This is a genomic window from Haloferula chungangensis (genome assembly GCF_042664875.1).
GTDB classification, from domain to species: Bacteria; Verrucomicrobiota; Verrucomicrobiia; order Verrucomicrobiales; family Akkermansiaceae; genus Haloferula; species Haloferula chungangensis.
The window spans coordinates 19,495-35,327 of the sequence record NZ_JBHTBS010000007.1 but is presented as its reverse complement, the minus strand read 5'-3'; the positions used below and the strand labels follow the sequence as shown (position 1 = coordinate 35,327).

Genomic DNA, 15,833 nt, shown 5'->3' with positions numbered 1-15,833 from the left:
CCTTCTCAGGCTCCGATTGGGTGCCAGACGGTTTTGGCTTCAAGGAAATCGCGGATCGCATAGGGGGAGTCGTGGTCGCTGGAATACCAGTCGGTCTTCGGAGCGTGGAGCTTGACGCGTTTGACGGATTCGGCGGCGCCTTGCTGGAGGGTGGTGGCTTCCTTCTGATCGGCGACGGCGCTGAGGGCGCGGAGATGCTCGTGGGTGGCGAAGGTGTCCAACATTTCGCTGCGTGGTCCTGTGAGGAGGTTGACGACTCCGCCGGGGAGGTCGCTGACGGCCATCATTTCTCCGAGGAGGATGGAGGGGTAGGGCGCGCTTTCGGAAGCGAGGGCGACGACGCTGTTTCCCGAGGTGATGGCGGGGAGGATCAGGGTCATGAGGGCGAGCAGCGGGGCTTCCTCGGGGGCGAGGATGCCGATGATGCCCATCGGTTCGCTGACGGTGAAATTGAAGTGCGAGCTGGCGACGGGATTCACGCTGCCGAGGACCTGCTCGTATTTGTCGGCCCAGCCGGCGTAGTGGACGATGCGGTCGATGGTGCTGCGGACTTCCTTGTCGCTGGTGAATGCGGCCATTTCCGCGAAGCGGGATTCGAGCATCTCGGCGAGGCGGTAGAGGATCTGGGCGCGGTTGTAGGGCGAGCGTTTGGCCCAGCCGGCACCGGCGGATGCAGCGGCTTCGACGGCGTTGCGCAGGTCCTTGCGCGAGCAGAGCGGGATGTGGGCGAGGAATTCGCCTTTGCTACTATGAAGCTCGTAGGTGCGGGCGGACTCGCTGCGAATGAATTTTCCGCCGACGTAGCACTTGGGAGTTTTGGTGATGGGAAGAGGCATGATGAAATTGGGTTATTCGGAAGGACTTTTTGGCGGAACAATTACGCGTGGTTTGGGGCCGGGCGGCTTCGAGTTGGCCTTTTTGAGCTCGTCTTCGATTCGGGAAAGGGTGGCGGATTGGGTGACGACTTCAGCCTTGAGTTCCTTGAGCTCGGAACGGGTGTCGCGGAGTTGCTTCTCCACTTCGTCATTTTTGCCGTTGCTGAAGATCAGCACGATGATGGCAATGAGGATTAGCGATCCGCAGCCGAGGGAGGCTTTGGTGGAGTTGTCTGGAGGAGTCATATTGGCTGGTGTTAGACGAGGGAGGCGTAGTCAAGGAGGCCGTGCTTGCCGCCTTCGCGGCCGAAGCCGGATTGCTTGTAGCCGCCGAAGGGGGAGCTGGGGTCGAACTGGTTATAGGTGTTGGCCCAGACGACGCCGGCTTTCAGCTTGCTGGCCATGCTGAGAATTTTGGAACCCTTGTCGGTCCAGATGCCGGCGCTGAGGCCGAAGGGCGTGTTGTTGGCCTTTTCGATGGCTTCCTCCGGGGTGCGGAAGGTGAGGATGGAAAGAACGGGGCCGAAGATTTCTTCGTTGGCGATGCGGTGGCTCTGGGCGACGCCGGTGAAGAGAGTCGGGGCGAAGTAGTAGCCGTTCTTGGGAAGTTTGCAGGCGGGCTGGTGCATGTCCGCGCCTTCATCGACGCCGCTCTGCACGTGCTCCTTGATCTTGGCGAGTTGCTCGGCGGAGTTGATCGCCCCGACGTCGGTGTTCTTGTCGAGCGGATCACCGACGCGCAGGACGGCGAGGCGGCGTTTGAGGCGGGCGGTGAATTCCTCGGCGATGCTTTCCTGAACGAGCAGCCGCGAGCCGGCGCAGCAGACGTGGCCTTGGTTGAAGAAGATGCCGTTGATGACGCCTTCGACGGCTTGGTCGATGGGGGCGTCGTCGAAGACGATGTTGGCGGCTTTTCCGCCGAGTTCGAGGGTGAGCTTCTTGCCGCTGCCAGCGAGTGATTTCTGGATGAGCTTGCCGACTTCGGTGGAGCCGGTGAAGGCGATCTTGGCGGCGTCGGGGTGATCGACGATGAGCTTTCCGGTTTCGCCGTCGCCACTGATGATGTTGACGACGCCGGGGGGGAGTCCGGCTTGTTCAAGGATGGTGGCGAACTTGAGCGCGGTGACCGAGGTGGTTTCGGCGGGCTTGATGACGACGGTGTTTCCGGTTGCGAGGGCGGGCGCGATTTTCCAGGCGAGCATCAGCATGGGGAAATTCCATGGGATGATCTGGCCGATGACACCGAGTGGTTTGAGCGTGCGACCGGGAGCGGCGTATTCGAGTTTGTCGGCCCAACCCGCGTGGTAGAAGAAGTGCGCGGCGGCCATCGGCAGGTCGAAGTCGCGGGACTCCTTGATCGGCTTGCCGCCGTCGAGGGTTTCGGCGACGGCGAATTCGCGCGAGCGATCCTGCAGGAGGCGGGCGATGCGGAAGAGATACTTACCGCGCTCGGCGCCTGGGAGTTGCGACCAGGTGGTGAAGGCTTTCTTGGCGGCGGCAAAGGCGGCGTCGACGTCGGCTTTACCGGCCTGCGGAATGGAGGAGAGCTTTTTGCCGTCGCGAGGGGAGATGGAATCGAAGTATTTCTTCGATTTCGGCGCGACGTGTTTGCCGCCGATGAAGAGCTGGTAGCGGTCGGCGATGTGGGGTGAGGCTGACTCGGGAGCCGGATCGAATTCCCAGAGGTCGCCGAAGAGGAGTTCGCGGGCTTGGGTTTTGGATCTCGGTGATTTTTTGACGGGCATGGGAAATGGATGGAAGAGGGGTGAAACGCCAAGACGCCAAGGGCGCCAAGGTCGATGAAAATGAGGAAATCAGGGTTCGAGTGGTTCGAGTGTGACCCGAAGTGGATTCTCTACGGTGAGTGTCTTTTGGTCACTTTCTAGATAGCCCTCTTTACTTACCTGGACCCAGTCGACGGGCGGGATGCTCTCTGGTACTTCGGCAAATCCGTCGCCGTCGGTGCGGATTTCGGGGGAGTCCATTGAGGCGGGCATGGTGTGAATCACAGCACCCTGGATCGGGTTGCCGCGGGTGTCCGATACATGCACGACAGAGACTGAATGGCACGCCTGAAAGGCGAGACATGTTAGGGTGGTTCTTAGTAGAATCGGGGTTCTCATTGCTGTCTAAGCGCGATTGGTGTCGAGCGGTCCGGCTGTTCAGTAACCAGAGGCGTCCTCGGTGAAGGTGTAGGGGGCTTGGTAGGCGCCGGTACGTTGGGCTTCGAGCTGACGGAGGAGGTCGTTGAGCAGGGATGAGGCGCCGAAACGGTAGCGGGTGTTAGAGAGCCAGCTGTCACCGAGGGTTTCTTTGACAGCGATGAGGAACTGGAGCGCTTGCTTGGCGGTCTTGATGCCGCCAGCGGGCTTCATGGCGATCTCGATGCCGGTGGTGAGGTAGTGGTCGCGGATGGCGTCGAGCATGACCTGATTGTTGCCAAGGGTGGCGTTCGACGAGGTCTTGCCGGTGGAGGTTTTGATGAAGTCGCCCTCGCGCAGGACCTGCATCGCGATGAAGGAGGCGGCGCGGATGTTGTCGTAGGTTTCGAGCTCGGAGGTCTCGAGAATGACCTTTAGAGTGGCGTCGCCGCAGGCATCGAGGACGGCAGCGATTTCATCCTGCACGAGCTGGAACTCACCCTGATGAAAGGCTCCGCGGTTGATGACCATGTCGATTTCGTCGGCACCGTCGGCGACGGCCTGGCGGACTTCGGCGAGGCGGGTTTTCAAGGGGGCCTGGCCGGAGGGGAAGGCGGTGGCGACGGAGGCGATGCGGACGCCGCTGCCTTTGACGTGCTTGGCGGCGTGGCGGACCATCGAGGGGTAGACGCAGACGGCGGCGGGGCGGGGGACGTCCATGCCGCGGTGCGGCGTGAGCGCTTTCTGGCAAAGAGAGGCGACTTTGCCGGCGCTGTCCTTACCTTCGAGTGTCGTCAAGTCGACCATCGAGGCGGCGAGCTTGAGACCTTGAACCTTCGAGGCTTTCTTGATCGAGCGGGTGGTGTATTTCGCGACGCGGGATTCGATGCCGACGGCGTCGACGGTTCCGATGTCAGCGAGCAGGCGGCGGTGGGCCGGGGCGTTCATTGAGGGGGATCATGGACACCGGCGCGGGCGGGGACAATCAGGGAGTTGGGTCGTTTTGGGTAGCTCCTTGAGTGGGGTAGCAAGGATCGAGAGTGCCGAAGTGGGAACCATCGGGATTCAGGGGCTTTTCTGCGACGATGACGAAAGGAAGCGAACTGACATTCTCCGGTGAGAAGCGTGCGCGAGGTGCGGTGATGCGGATGCGGCCGTCTTTGAGCTTGGTGATCCGAGGGGCGGGATCCGAGGAAATTTGACCGTCGCTGGAGAAAAAACGGATCGCTCCGAAATCCTGGATCCCGGCTGGTGGGATGAGCAAGAGGCTGATTCTTTCGTCGTCGTTCTTCGACTCAACGATAGCATCCCAGGCTTTCAACTCTTGAGGAATCTGTCGTTCGGCCTCTAAGAATGCGGCTTTGGTGGCGGGGTCGGGAGTGGTTTGCGCACTCGATGGAAGCGACAAGCTGAAGGTCTCGGTTCCGGGATGACATTCACGGGAGCAGGCCATCCACGAAATGGCGGCGTCGATCTCGACTGTAGGATCAAGTTTCCCGGGTGCTGTTAGGTCGACGAGGAGCGTGACGTCGGACTTGTAGCCGAAGACGGGATTGCCCGCCATGTCGGACATTTCAGGGGCTGGCCAGCGAAGCGGTCCGACAGTGAATCCTTGCGGGAGCTTCCAGTGGATCCGGGTAGGATAACCGACGGCACCGGGGTTTTTCCAGTAGGTGTGGAAACCGGGGTGATGACGGATCTCAACACCAAGAGTGAAGGTGGCGTTCGGGCTGATGCCTTTGACCGAGGAGATGAGCTTCAGATCCACCCCTTTGGTCGAAGGCTCGGCTGCGGTGGACAGGGTCAGAATTCCAAGAATGATGGTGAGGCGGAGCACGGTGCTTGGATTTACAGTTCGGAGGCGATCGCTCTTACACGGTGAGTCAGTCAGATCGGAAGAATTTCGCCCAAAGTCAAACTGCAGCAAAGCCATCAGCCGATGTAGTTAAGATATCAGTAATAATGAGCCTTCATGAGTCAGCTTGGAGAAATTTGTCGCTTTTCTGGCGGATGAAAACGGGGGCGTTTGGAGACTCCGCAGATTGATCCAAATTGTGGTCGGATATCACGATTGCGGAAGAGGCGGATTGCTTTTTGATCGGGGAGCTGCGAGGATGATCCGCTATGAAAATTATTTATGATCGCAAGTTGTCTGCGGTCGGGCGTCTCATGCATTGGTGCGAGATGCCTTCTCCCCCGTTCTCTCTAGCTGTTGGGGCGACCTGCGGCTGTGATTTGTCGAAGCTCGAAAAGGAGATTTGTGAATGTGTGAATGATGCCGCGCTCCACCCCGCGGAAGAATTCGACTACTTCGACTATGAAGATATCCGCTATTTGGCGGGTGATCCCGTGGCGCGGCATTTCATCATCAACCGCGCGGGGATGACCGGTGCGGAATACGATCGGTGGAATGATTACGCCCTGGTTTTGCGCGCGCTTGCCTCCTTGGGAGGGGTTGTGCTCGGAGGGCAAGGGGCGATCGATGCCGCGCGTGGACTGCCAAACGTCTGCGAAGTCATGATCTGCAAGTGCGATCACTGTGAGGATGAGGCCATTAGCACTTGGGTGGATCCGGACTTGTGTGAATCCGAATCGGTGGTGACGACTGTGGCAGGCCATTTCCTCCAATGGCTGTCTCGAAGCGATCGGGCACGGGCCTGCAAACGCAGTGCTTTCGGGATTCCCGAGCAGATGGTGGCCGTTTAGAGCGACGCCTCCTTCGGCGGCTGCGAGGGATCCGGCAAAACCTCGGCAAGTTCGAAATCGATCAAACAGAAGCGCCCCGCATGGGGGTCATAGGTGACGTTGCGGCGTTCGGCATCGAGGTGCCGGACGCCATACTTTTGTTCCAGTTCCGCGAAGAGCTCCTTGGTTCTCCGGTCGGAAATGTTGGGTGCCGGCTGACCGCATGAGGTGCTGACGAAATAGTTCTCCTCCGGATGTTCTTCGAGGAGGCGCGGGACGTTCGGGCAGCCGCGTTCTTCGAGCACTTTCAAAACGGCAACTTCGTTGGCATAGCGCTTGTCAGCATCGGTGCCGCGCAACTTCTTGTGAACGCGGTTCATCCAATCGAGTCGCACTTCTGCGCGGAGTCCGTCTTTGAGTTCTCTCATGTTGTCTTGGGGATCAGAGGCCGAGAACGGCTTGGGCAATGGTGAAATAGATGACCATGCCCGAGACATCGACCAAGGTGGTAATGGCGGGTGCCGCGACGACCGCCGGGTCCAGACGGATGGCACGGGCACCGAGAGGAAGCAAGGCTCCAATCACGGTGGAGGTGGTGATTTGTGCGGCAAGGGCGATGGCAACGGTAAGTCCGAAGCGGAAGAAGGTGACCCCCTCGGGAAGTTGAGGGCGGAAGGCGGGCAGAATGAAAATGGTGAGGGCGGCAATCGAACAACCCAGGGTGCAGCCGAGAATTGCCCCGAGCCGAAATTCCTTCCATAGCACCCGGCTGGCGGTGCCCGCAACGAGTTCGCCGAGCGACATCGCGCGGATGACCATGGTCGAGGCCTGTCCCCCGGTGTTGCCGCCGGCCGCGACGACCATGGGAAGGTAGAGGGAGAGCAGGAAAATCTTCATGAGGGTCCCCTCGAAACGCATCATCACGTAGCCGGATGCGATGGCAAGCAGGGCGAGAAAGAAGAGCCAGACGAAGCGTCGCTTGAAGTGGGTGAGCACCGATGCCTGAAGGTAAGTCTCTTCCACGGGTTCGCCGGCGATACCGGCGAATTTTTCCATGTCTTCGGTGCTCTCTTCCTGGAGGATCTCCATCGCATCATCGTGGGTGATGATTCCGAGGAGGTGCCCGAATTCATCGACGACGGGGAGGACAATCAGGTCGTACTTGAGCAGGAGATTGGCAGCATCTTCCTGGTCGGCGGTGGCGAGGATGCACTGCTCGGGGCCGACTTCCTTCATGATGTCGCGAACCGGAGTATCCCAAGTATTGAATGCGAGATCACGCAGACGAATGCGACCGATGAGCTGCCCTTTGGCATTGACCACGAAAATGCGGCTGAGCGTTTCCGTGTTCTCCTGCTCCCGGCGCAGCATGTCGATCGCTTCCTTGATCGTCATGTTGGCAAAGAGCCGTCCGAAGCGGGTGGTCATGCGCCCACCTGCGGTATCTTCTTCGTAGCGCAGCAGACTGCGGGTTAGTTCTTCGTCTTCCGGACCGAGAAGCCCGAGATAGCGGAGGCGGGCTTCGTCGCCGACGTCCTGAAGCACGTCGACGCGGTCATCGTCGGAGAGTTCGTGGAAAAGGATCTTCAGCTCAGCCGGTTTGAAGTGATCGAGAGCTTCCTCGATCATGGAATCGGGGAGCTGGACAATCATATCGGCGGCAATCTCCGGCCCGATCGTCTTGAGAAACATGGAGTGCTTCTCGTCGTCGACTTCCTGATAGATGTGGGCGAGGTCCGCATAGTGAAGATCCTCCGCAATGCTGCGGATGGCGCTCTGATCCTCCGCCTCGATAGCGCGGGCGAGTTCTTCAATGGGTAGGGGTGCGACCTCGTCCGGCATGGGGCGAGCTTGGGGGGAGTGTCGCGCGGGGGCAAGCCCGGGTGAGCGATCGGGACGATTCTGACCGTGCATGAGATGGCTGGAGTGAATGTTCTGAGGATTTGCTTAGGCGGCGGACTCGCCAGGAGGGCGGAACCGCCCTTCCTCGATGGTGGGGCTGGATCGCTCGATGGCCTTCCTGATCAGGGGAAAGTGGTGCCGACAAATGAGGCTGATTTTTCCGACCCCTCGGGCGACATCCAACAACACGCACGGAGGCTAGCTCACTGGCATCGGGAAGAAGCGATGCAGTTTGTGACGTTTCGGTGAGGTCTGAAGCCTCAGGATCGAAATTCCGGAAAGCCGAGCATCGGTTTACCGTCCCTGTCGGGTCAAGTTTCTGATCCTCGAATCTCCTACGGCCAGCTGGTGACGCTGGACGTGCCCGACGATTTGCTCCCGCTCAGGCGTTCGACCTGTCGTGTCTCACGGGAGCCACAGTTCTCTGATCTCATTTGATCCGGGGTGATCCTCGGAGGGGCGGTCGCTCGCTCACCTGTTTCACTATCTCCGAAAGTTTACAGGGTGAGCTGATATGCAATGAATCAGGATCGACGGGAGCAATTTCATTCTGATATCTGGCACGATGATTCTGGGATTATGTCCTGAATCGTATTCTACAAACCCAAAATCCAAACCGTAGAACATGAAAATAAAAACCATTGAAAGTAAAACTGGAGCATGCCAGCTCGACTCTCAGATCCGAATCGGATCATCACAGAGCATGATTTGGCGAACAAGCGTCTTGAGGACGGTGCTGGTGACGGCATTTTCCTCGATAATCAGTTCAGCGGCTCTCGCCCAGACCACCGTCAATTCCTTGTCGGCCCTTAAAACCTATCTCGACGACAACAATGCGAATGTCAAACTGTCGCCAGGGACCTACTCAATTGATGCGGCGGATGTCGCATCAGGGGCATTTGGCAACCCACTTCTGCTTGTTTCAGGCAACAATAGTACCTATGACTTCACCGGGGTAACCCTGATGATTGATACGGACGTTTTTCAGGCATTTGGAAACGTGGATGTTCAGGAGGTCGCAATTTCGGGGAACGGGAACGTATTGAAGAACCTTACCATGATCGACGACGGATCGGTGGATGACCGGCCGACGCGAACGGCACTGAACATCCTCATGGATGGTGAGGGGAATCGCGTCGAAGGATTCCATGTCACGGTGAAGGGATCGCAACCTTATGCCTATGGCGACGCCTTCGGCAAGGGCTCGGGATACGCGATCAAGCACTTCAAGCACAGTGCTTGCCTGGTCCGGGGCAATTCGAACCATGTGAAGAACTGCACCTTCATCCATAGGGCCTACGGCCATGGGATTTTCATGCAGGGGGCCGTCGGAGCTCTGATCGAAGGGTGTTACATCGAAGGCGAAGTTCGCTCCACGGACGATATGTTGGCGGAAACGTCGGGTCCGGCCTACGACCGTGACTTTCTAACGGTTTGGGGGTACAGGCTTCCTCCAGGTTACATGATGAGCCTTCAGGAGGATGGTATCAGGACCTACACGAGTGGAACGACGGTCGTCGATGGCGTTTCCTACACGAGGCACACCTCGAATATCACGGTCCGGAATTGCACCATCAAATACATGCGGTCCGGAGTTTCGATGCCTTTGGGATCCGGATATCGGAATGCCGAGGATTGCACCGCCATCGGTTGTGAATCCGGTTTTGGTCTGCGAGGCGGGACGATCGTCAATTGCAGCGCCGACGTGGCTTACGGGCCGGTGTATCGGACGACCTATAGTAACGATAACAACCTGGAAGCGGACATCACCGTGCTTCCCGCTAGCGATCCCTATTACAACGGCTCGGGTGCGATTGCCTGGATCGGTGGGAATGATCACGAGATCACCCTCCGCGGAACTGAGAATCCTGTGAACCAGAACCTGAAGGTTCTGATTGGGGGTGAGTTCGATGACGTCCGTAATCTGGGGACCGTTGACTCACACAATGCATCGAATGTTGATATCGACAATCTCACTTCCTATCCACTCCTTCTGACCTCTGCCAGTTCCGGGACGACGGGGAGCTCCTACGGGGCGATCACCAATAACGGGAGCAATAACAATGTGACGAACGCCAACCGAGTCGTGACGATCGCCAAGCGAAGTGCGCTCGGCTACGGCATCGATGGAGGGAATGGAGCCGCCAATGGGCAAAATGTCTACCTGTGGGGCTACAACGCGAACAACGTGAACCAGCAGTGGCAGGAAATTGATCGTGGCAACGGCTACTACACCTACCAAAAACAGGGAACCAGCTATTCGATCGACGGAGGAAATGGCGGGGCGGATCGACAGAATGTCTATTTGTGGTCGACGGGACCCTCGAACTATAACCAACACTGGCAGAAGGTTGATAAGGGAGGTGGCTACTTTCAGCTTCGGAAGCGGAATTCCTCCGGATTCGCCATCAACGGCGGAAGCGGTGGAACGAATGGTCAGAATGTGAATCTCTACAATTCCAGTAGTAGTAGCCACAACCTTCAGTGGAGGATTCAGTATCAATGAGAGCCCGATTGATGATCTCAACCAGTGACGAAAGAGTCCTATGAACAACAATCGTTTCTACTTTTGTGCCTTGTCAGCGATCGTGATAGGAAGCGCCCATGCCGGTCTTGATGACTACCATGACGCGGCGTATTACGATCAATTCAATCCGCCTCCTTCGACCTTCAATTCCACGAGTTGGCAGGTGGGTTTTGATTCGGGAGGAAATGCAAACCCCAACGCCCTTCAGTGGAGTGAGACCATCACGGTCGATGCCACCTACCTCTACGACAATAATGGCAACAAGCTCACTGAAGACGGAGTTGAGGTGATGACCGAGGAGGGGCCGGTCGGCTACTATGATGGCGAGCATTACGGGAAGGTTCACGCAGGAGCATGGGCGGAGATCAGGATCAATGGTGTCACGCGGGAATGTATCTACCTGGCGGCCGCTGAAATCCAGGGTGGGGGGACCTATAGCGGATGGGCGAGAGTCGACCGCATGGAGCCTCAATCGAATCTCAGTTCATACACGCAGTCCATCTATGCTCGGCGTGAAAGTGCTGCCGTGCGCTACACCGCCAATCCTGCCGGGAGTACGCGATACGTGATGCACACGGTGCTTGACGTGCCCGTTCCTTCAGCGCTTGAGGAATCCTACATCATCCCTAACCGGACAAGTTCCGCGGGAAAGGCGAAGTACTACTACATTCGGGACGGGGTCCTCAACGGATTCATCAACCTTCCTGAGACCGGAAACAAGCGTCACGGGGTGCAGTGCTCTCGTTCGCGTATTGGCAAGAATTTCTGGAGGGATATGGACGTGAATGACTACGTTCAAAATCTCTACGGTTATGATTCGTCCACGGTCATCGCGACCTTTCGCTGGTGTTTCGGTTATTTCGAAACCAACACGGGTCAAAAGATCTACTGCTGGACGAATCGGGACTGTCTCGATGAGCCCACGTCGATTGTGACCATTTCCAAACGCAATGCGTCTGGGTATGGAATCGACGGCGGTAACGGTGGTGCGAATGGCCAGAATGTCTATTTGTGGAGCTACAATGCGAACAATGTGAACCAGCAGTGGGAAGAGATCGACCGAGGTAATGGCTATTTTACCTATCAGAAGCTTGGCACTTCCTATTCGTTGGACGGAGGAAACGGTGGTGCAAACGCTCAGAACGTCTATCTGTGGACGACCGGTTCGTCGAACTACAACCAGCATTGGCAGAAGGTCGACAAAGGAGGGGGGTACTATCAGCTGCGGAAACGGAATGCTTCCGGATTCGCCATCAATGGAGGAAGCGGTGGAGGAAATGGTCAGAACGTGAACCTCTACAATTCCAGTAGCAGTAGTCACAATCTCCAATGGAAGATTGAGTATAAGTGAGGAACTGACGCTTGCTGATATTTCCTGAGTGCGGCGCTTCTGATCTGAGTTGGGCAGAAGCGCCGCTAGTCAGGATTTCAAATGATCTGATGATCGAGTATGGTTTTTATGAAATGGAAAATTAACACTGCCTGGATTCCCGTGCTGGCGCTTGTTCTGGCGGTCGGAGTTATCATCGGGCGGGCAAGCGCTCCCGACGCTTCGGATAGGGGCGGGTTTTTGGAACGGGGTGAGGTGCCGAGGGCAAGAGTTGGTTCTTCAAGTCCTGAGGTTTCTTCGGTTCGACGGGTTACGGGACGTTCGGTATTCGACGGGGTGAAAGCGGAGGATTTCGAGTCGATTGCCCGCGAGGCAGCGGACTCACCGGATGAGATTGGGAGTGAGGCGATGTTGCGGGTGCTGGTATCGGAGTGGGCGAAGAAGGACGCGCTCGCGGCGATTGCTTTTGCCAAGGGGCTCAAGCGGGATGATTTGATTTGCGACGCGCTACTGCAGATGGCGCAGTCCGATGTAGAGGGCGCCTTGAACTGGGTCGCCAGTCATGGCGGGGCGCCCGGTCAGGAGCGTGGTTTTTTGATGGCTGTCTATCAGGGTATGGCGAAAAAAGATCCCGTGGGCGCGATCGCACGGTTGGAGCAATTGCCGGTCGGAGCTCAGCGGGACGAACTATTGTCGCTGACCGTCAATCAATGGGCGAAGCAAGACATCAAGGGGGCTTTCTCCTGGCTTGAGACGGCCGAACTTACACCTCAGTTCGCCTCCATCTACCAGCAGGTCATGGGCAACTATATCGAGCAGGATCCTGACAGCGCGGCAGCGGTGATTTCGGAGATGGCATCTTGCGAAAGCAAGCTGAGCTTTGCTCCGCAGGTTGCCTGCAAGCTCGCGGAAAAGGATGTCGGATCTGCTTTGGAATGGGTCCATGAACTTGACGGGGAGGAGAGGAAATATGCTCTCATGGGAGTTCTAGATCGATGGGCTGGTGGAGCGGATGGCAAGGGGGCCTTGGAGTATGTTCTCCAAAATTCGGATGAACCCGGATATGGAAGCCTCCTTGAGACGGTTGCCTTTAAGATCGCCCAGAATGACCCGGATGAACTGGCTGGCGTCATGGCATCGATGGGGGAACCCGAACAGCTGGTCGCGGCACAGCATCTGGCATCCGTCTACAGCATGAGTTCGCCGAGCCGATGCAGAGACTGGCTGGAGACGCTTGAAGCGGGTGCGGTGCGGGATCGGGCGGTGGAGCGCGCGCTTGGGACTTTTAGAAGCAGCAATATTTCCCTCGCCTTCGATCTCAGCGAGAGCATTTCAAGTGAGTCTTTGCGGAACGCTCAAGTGCGGGAAGTGATGTCGGTCTGGATGGCCGTCGATGCGCAGGCAGCGGAGAATGCGCTGGCGGATTCATCGGTGCTTAGTGGTGCGGAGAAAGGCAGCCTCTTGACGGAGCTTCACAACAATCTCAAACCTAACGACTTTGTAATCCCCGCCGGTAGTTCGTTCTGAGCATCTTGGGAATCATGATTCAAGTGATGTTGGAAGTCGGCACAATCAACAGAAATTTCCGCGTGCTGTTCCTGGCACCCGTGCTGATGCTGACGGTTCCCGTTCGAGCGGAACCGGAGCCAGCCATCGGGGTCAGGGAGGTGTCCGTCGAGCAGACGGCAGAGCGCGCAGTGATTGATCAGATCAATCGGGCGGCGGGTGAACGAGGCGAGTTCGGTCGTTCCCTTCGATGGTACTCGTTGGTGAATCAGTTGTCGGGCGACGGGATTCAGAGCTTTCTTGATGATCCATCCTTGCTGCCGACGGGTCGCGAGCGGGAGGAACTGCGCGGCTTGCTTTACCTCCGCTGGGTCGAATTGAATCCGTCGCAAGCGATTTCTCATCTCTATCAGCTCAGCACGGAGAATGGCGAGGCTCCGGTGCACTACGCGCTTCTCGAGAAATTGGTCGAGCAGTGGGCCCGCATCAACCTCGAGGCCGTCACGGATTTCGTGGAACAGAAGGAGTTTCGAGAGGCCGCAGGTCTCAAGGAGCTTCTCCTTACCCGCATTGCCCTGGTTTGGGCGGAAACTGAGGTGCTGGCTGCGATGGATTGGTATCAGCAGGAAGCTGGCGGGAGGTCCGAGGGGCTTGGTCTGAGCATGATGGTGAGTCAGTTGGCAACTTGTGATCCGGCCAGGGCCGCGAAGTTGTTAGAGAGGATTCCCAATGGCTACGCCCGAAATCTAGCGGTCGAGAATCTGATGACAACCTGGGTCAGGCAGGATTTTCCCGCGGCGAGGGCCTGGGCTGAGAGTCTTCCCGAGGGACGGAAGCGGCGAACGGCCTTGTTCATCTGCATCCGTCACTGGCTCAAGCAGGATGCAGCGGCAGTGGGAGACTACCTTCTCAGTCAGCTTCCTTCAAATGATCTCCAAAAGGAGCTGATTCGGGAGTTCGCCTATGGATGGGCCCATCGTGATCCCGAAGCTGTCCTGAAGTGGCGTAACGAGGTCGATGACGAGAGTCTCCGGAATACGCTACTTTCGGATCTTCATATCGTCTGGAGCGACAATGACCCCAGGGCGGCCGCCCGCTATGCCACGGGTCTTTCAGACGAAAAGACCGTGGCCGAGATCCTCAAACGCTGCGGAGTGGTCTGGGGGGAGCAGGACCATGAAGCGGCGCTTCAGTTCGCAGAATCGCTGAAGGCGCATCCTTCCTACTCTGCTTTCGTTAGTGGATTGATCGAGGGAACGGCGAGGCGGGATCCTCAAACTGCAGCGGAGCTGTTCAGCCGGTTTGCAGACGAGGGCGTTGTCAATGTCAGGCTGGGGGAGTCCCTCATCCGATCCTGGTGTGGATACGATCCCGAGGCCGCTGCGACGTGGCTGCTGGCGATGCCGGATTGGATGAAGCAGCCAGGCTTGCGAACCTTGCTGGAATCCTGGAGCGCCGAAGAACCGGAGGAGGCTCAGATGTGGCGGGAAAGCCACGGGATGAAGTAAGAGCTGGCTATGAGTCCGACCGTGTGAACGCCATCGATGGGGCTGCCCGCGGCTTTTCACTCGCGCGCGGCGGCCCCTTTCCAGTCGGACCTTGTTAGAGTGAGCTGAGAGTTGCTTTAAACTCGAGAAAGTTCTTAAGCATCGTCTTGCCTTCCTCGGTCAGGATCGACTCGGGGTGGAACTGGACGCCGTTGACGATTCCTCGGCTCAGGGCAAAAGGTACCTGAGCTGGAACCCCGCAGAGTATCCCGAGGGATCAACCTTGAAGGTCGAGGGGCCGGCCTGGGCTCTGAACTCGGCGGCGGTATCGACACGGAAATAGCATCCGATCGCCCAATTGTTTCCCACATCGTAGGAGATGTCGGCCTGGCCGTAGAGGCCAGGTCGGAATTTGGTTCCCGAATCACCTTCGGCCCAGTTGGCGACGGTGGAGGTGCCCGACGAATTGCTTCCGGTCAGGCGTTCTCCCTGTTGTGCATCCCAATCATAGATGTTGAAGATCAAACCGCCTTGCAGGCTCATTGAAAGTGGCCCCCACGAGCGGGTGAGGGTCGGGCCGACGGTGAAACTGAAGACGTTGATGTCGATCGAGGACCAGACCTGATTGGAAAAGCTGGCGGTGTCGGTGAATAGCAGCACCGGCGTGATCGAGCGGGAAGTCGGAACGTTGCCGATGACCGGGCCTGGACCACCGAGCGTGCCGAAGTAGGGCGCGAGAGGTGGGATCACACCGTTGAGATCGTAGCTATCGACATAGTCCAGGCGGTAGTCGTCACGGAATTGATTGCCCGAGTAGTTCGAGTAGGCGAGCGATTGGTCGACATGGGTAAAGTCGAAGCCCCCACTGAAACCGAGCTGGAATCCCCAAAGCTTTTGTGGTCCTCGGGCATCGACTTGGATGTGGGGAGAGAAGCCGCGAAGGCTATCGCGGCTTGAGGCGCCGAAAGATGGAATGCTGTAGCTGTCTCTCAGAATGCTCTGGTAGCCGGTTGCGGAGTAGGCGAGCTGTTTATCCTGAACCTGAGCGGCGTTGTCGTAGCCCCAATACCAGGTGTTTCCGTCGGTGGATGTTCCGGCGTCTTGGCGGACGTAGCCGTCGTTGTAAAAACGATCATCCGTGGAGCTCTCGGCACCGACGTTTGGCTCCGTGAGGGAGCTGCTTCCGACGAATGATGGTGGGATCACCCCACCACTCCGGTAGCCGCTGTTGATCTTTAGAGTTCCGATGTTTCGGATGGCCGGGCCGGCAGAGACGGTCCATTGCCAGTTTCCGCCGCTGGAGACAGGTGACTTTGCGTCACCTCCGAAAGCGGGAGTTGCGAGAAGTAGAAAGATGAAGACCTGTTTCATTCTAAAATG

General features: G+C 57.8%; 14 protein-coding genes and 1 pseudogene. 5 read left to right on the top strand and 10 right to left on the bottom strand.

The features are described from left to right. Nucleotides 1–5: 5 nt before the first annotated feature. The 6 genes from ACFQY0_RS13635 to ACFQY0_RS13610 form a co-directional block, all read right to left on the bottom strand. On the bottom strand, nt 6–836 hold the full coding sequence (locus ACFQY0_RS13635; protein ID WP_379713305.1) for an aldehyde dehydrogenase family protein: 831 nt from the start codon (nt 834–836) through the stop codon (nt 6–8). Between the two features lie 12 nt (nt 837–848). Further along, a complete protein-coding gene (locus tag ACFQY0_RS13630) occupies nt 849–1,121 on the bottom strand; it encodes a hypothetical protein (RefSeq protein WP_379713303.1) in 273 nt (90 codons plus the stop codon). Nucleotides 1,122–1,132: 11 nt separating this feature from the next. Continuing rightward, nucleotides 1,133–2,620 carry an aldehyde dehydrogenase family protein gene (locus ACFQY0_RS13625; RefSeq protein ID WP_379713301.1) on the bottom strand — a complete coding sequence of 496 codons (1,488 nt, stop codon included), beginning with the start codon at nt 2,618–2,620 and terminating at the stop codon, nt 1,133–1,135. A gap of 69 nt (nt 2,621–2,689) precedes the next feature. Next, on the bottom strand, nt 2,690–2,998 hold the full coding sequence (locus ACFQY0_RS13620) for a carboxypeptidase-like regulatory domain-containing protein (RefSeq protein WP_379713299.1): 309 nt from the start codon (nt 2,996–2,998) through the stop codon (nt 2,690–2,692). 39 nt (nt 2,999–3,037) lie between these two features. Continuing rightward, on the bottom strand, nt 3,038–3,964 hold the full coding sequence (gene deoC / locus ACFQY0_RS13615) for a deoxyribose-phosphate aldolase (RefSeq protein ID WP_379713297.1): 927 nt from the start codon (nt 3,962–3,964) through the stop codon (nt 3,038–3,040). A gap of 37 nt (nt 3,965–4,001) precedes the next feature. Beyond that, complete coding sequence (locus tag ACFQY0_RS13610; protein ID WP_379713295.1) at nt 4,002–4,853, bottom strand: protein-disulfide reductase DsbD domain-containing protein; 852 nt, start codon at nt 4,851–4,853, stop codon at nt 4,002–4,004. A 287-nt stretch (nt 4,854–5,140) separates the two neighbouring features. Between ACFQY0_RS13610 and ACFQY0_RS13605 the strand changes: the two genes are divergently transcribed. Further along, a complete protein-coding gene (locus tag ACFQY0_RS13605) occupies nt 5,141–5,722 on the top strand; it encodes a hypothetical protein (protein WP_379713293.1) in 582 nt (193 codons plus the stop codon). Here ACFQY0_RS13605 and ACFQY0_RS13600 read toward each other — a convergent pair. Both ACFQY0_RS13600 and mgtE read right to left on the bottom strand, forming a co-directional pair. After that, nucleotides 5,719–6,129 carry a protein kinase family protein gene (locus tag ACFQY0_RS13600; protein WP_379713291.1) on the bottom strand — a complete coding sequence of 137 codons (411 nt, stop codon included), beginning with the start codon at nt 6,127–6,129 and terminating at the stop codon, nt 5,719–5,721. The genes ACFQY0_RS13605 and ACFQY0_RS13600 overlap by 4 nt on opposite strands. Nucleotides 6,130–6,142: 13 nt before the next feature. Next, on the bottom strand, nt 6,143–7,543 hold the full coding sequence (mgtE, locus tag ACFQY0_RS13595) for a magnesium transporter (protein WP_379713289.1): 1,401 nt from the start codon (nt 7,541–7,543) through the stop codon (nt 6,143–6,145). A 763-nt stretch (nt 7,544–8,306) separates the two neighbouring features. Between mgtE and ACFQY0_RS13590 the strand changes: the two genes are divergently transcribed. The 4 genes from ACFQY0_RS13590 (at nt 8,307) to ACFQY0_RS13575 (ending at nt 14,474) form a co-directional block, all read left to right on the top strand. After that, nucleotides 8,307–10,109 (top strand): RICIN domain-containing protein, encoded by a 1,803-nt coding sequence (locus ACFQY0_RS13590; protein WP_379713287.1) that lies wholly within the window; start codon nt 8,307–8,309, stop codon nt 10,107–10,109. Between the two features lie 40 nt (nt 10,110–10,149). Further along, complete coding sequence (locus tag ACFQY0_RS13585) at nt 10,150–11,481, top strand: RICIN domain-containing protein (RefSeq protein WP_379713285.1); 1,332 nt, start codon at nt 10,150–10,152, stop codon at nt 11,479–11,481. 108 nt (nt 11,482–11,589) lie between these two features. Further along, nucleotides 11,590–12,987: a hypothetical protein gene (locus ACFQY0_RS13580; protein ID WP_379713283.1), complete on the top strand. Its 1,398-nt coding sequence runs from the start codon at nt 11,590–11,592 to the stop codon at nt 12,985–12,987. Nucleotides 12,988–13,001: 14 nt separating this feature from the next. Continuing rightward, the gene (locus ACFQY0_RS13575; RefSeq protein ID WP_379713281.1) at nt 13,002–14,474 is read left to right on the top strand and encodes a hypothetical protein; all 1,473 of its coding nucleotides are present in this window, start codon (nt 13,002–13,004) and stop codon (nt 14,472–14,474) included. 94 nt (nt 14,475–14,568) lie between these two features. Here ACFQY0_RS13575 and ACFQY0_RS13570 read toward each other — a convergent pair. Together ACFQY0_RS13570 and ACFQY0_RS13565 are read right to left on the bottom strand one after the other, a co-directional pair. Beyond that, nucleotides 14,569–14,670 (bottom strand): annotated as a pseudogene (locus ACFQY0_RS13570) (glutamine amidotransferase-related protein); the annotation flags it as partial. Nucleotides 14,671–14,681: 11 nt separating this feature from the next. Then, on the bottom strand, nt 14,682–15,824 hold the full coding sequence (locus ACFQY0_RS13565) for a hypothetical protein (RefSeq protein WP_379713279.1): 1,143 nt from the start codon (nt 15,822–15,824) through the stop codon (nt 14,682–14,684). Between the last annotated feature and the right edge of the window lie 9 nt (nt 15,825–15,833).

What these genes read in the sequence shown, in the direction of transcription:
- ACFQY0_RS13575 (WP_379713281.1), top strand. Translation starts at nt 13,002, where the DNA reads ATGATTCAAGTGATGTTGGAAGTCGGCACAATCAACAGAAATTTCCGC.
- ACFQY0_RS13580 (WP_379713283.1), top strand. Translation starts at nt 11,590, where the DNA reads ATGAAATGGAAAATTAACACTGCCTGGATTCCCGTGCTGGCGCTTGTT.
- ACFQY0_RS13600 (WP_379713291.1), bottom strand. Translation starts at nt 6,129, where the DNA reads ATGAGAGAACTCAAAGACGGACTCCGCGCAGAAGTGCGACTCGATTGG.
- ACFQY0_RS13565 (WP_379713279.1), bottom strand. Translation starts at nt 15,824, where the DNA reads ATGAAACAGGTCTTCATCTTTCTACTTCTCGCAACTCCCGCTTTCGGA.
- mgtE (WP_379713289.1), bottom strand. Translation starts at nt 7,543, where the DNA reads ATGCCGGACGAGGTCGCACCCCTACCCATTGAAGAACTCGCCCGCGCT.
- ACFQY0_RS13590 (WP_379713287.1), top strand. Translation starts at nt 8,307, where the DNA reads ATGATTTGGCGAACAAGCGTCTTGAGGACGGTGCTGGTGACGGCATTT.
- ACFQY0_RS13630 (WP_379713303.1), bottom strand. Translation starts at nt 1,121, where the DNA reads ATGACTCCTCCAGACAACTCCACCAAAGCCTCCCTCGGCTGCGGATCG.
- ACFQY0_RS13585 (WP_379713285.1), top strand. Translation starts at nt 10,150, where the DNA reads ATGAACAACAATCGTTTCTACTTTTGTGCCTTGTCAGCGATCGTGATA.
- ACFQY0_RS13635 (WP_379713305.1), bottom strand. Translation starts at nt 836, where the DNA reads ATGCCTCTTCCCATCACCAAAACTCCCAAGTGCTACGTCGGCGGAAAA.
- ACFQY0_RS13625 (WP_379713301.1), bottom strand. Translation starts at nt 2,620, where the DNA reads ATGCCCGTCAAAAAATCACCGAGATCCAAAACCCAAGCCCGCGAACTC.
- ACFQY0_RS13605 (WP_379713293.1), top strand. Translation starts at nt 5,141, where the DNA reads ATGAAAATTATTTATGATCGCAAGTTGTCTGCGGTCGGGCGTCTCATG.
- deoC (WP_379713297.1), bottom strand. Translation starts at nt 3,964, where the DNA reads ATGAACGCCCCGGCCCACCGCCGCCTGCTCGCTGACATCGGAACCGTC.
- ACFQY0_RS13620 (WP_379713299.1), bottom strand. Translation starts at nt 2,998, where the DNA reads ATGAGAACCCCGATTCTACTAAGAACCACCCTAACATGTCTCGCCTTT.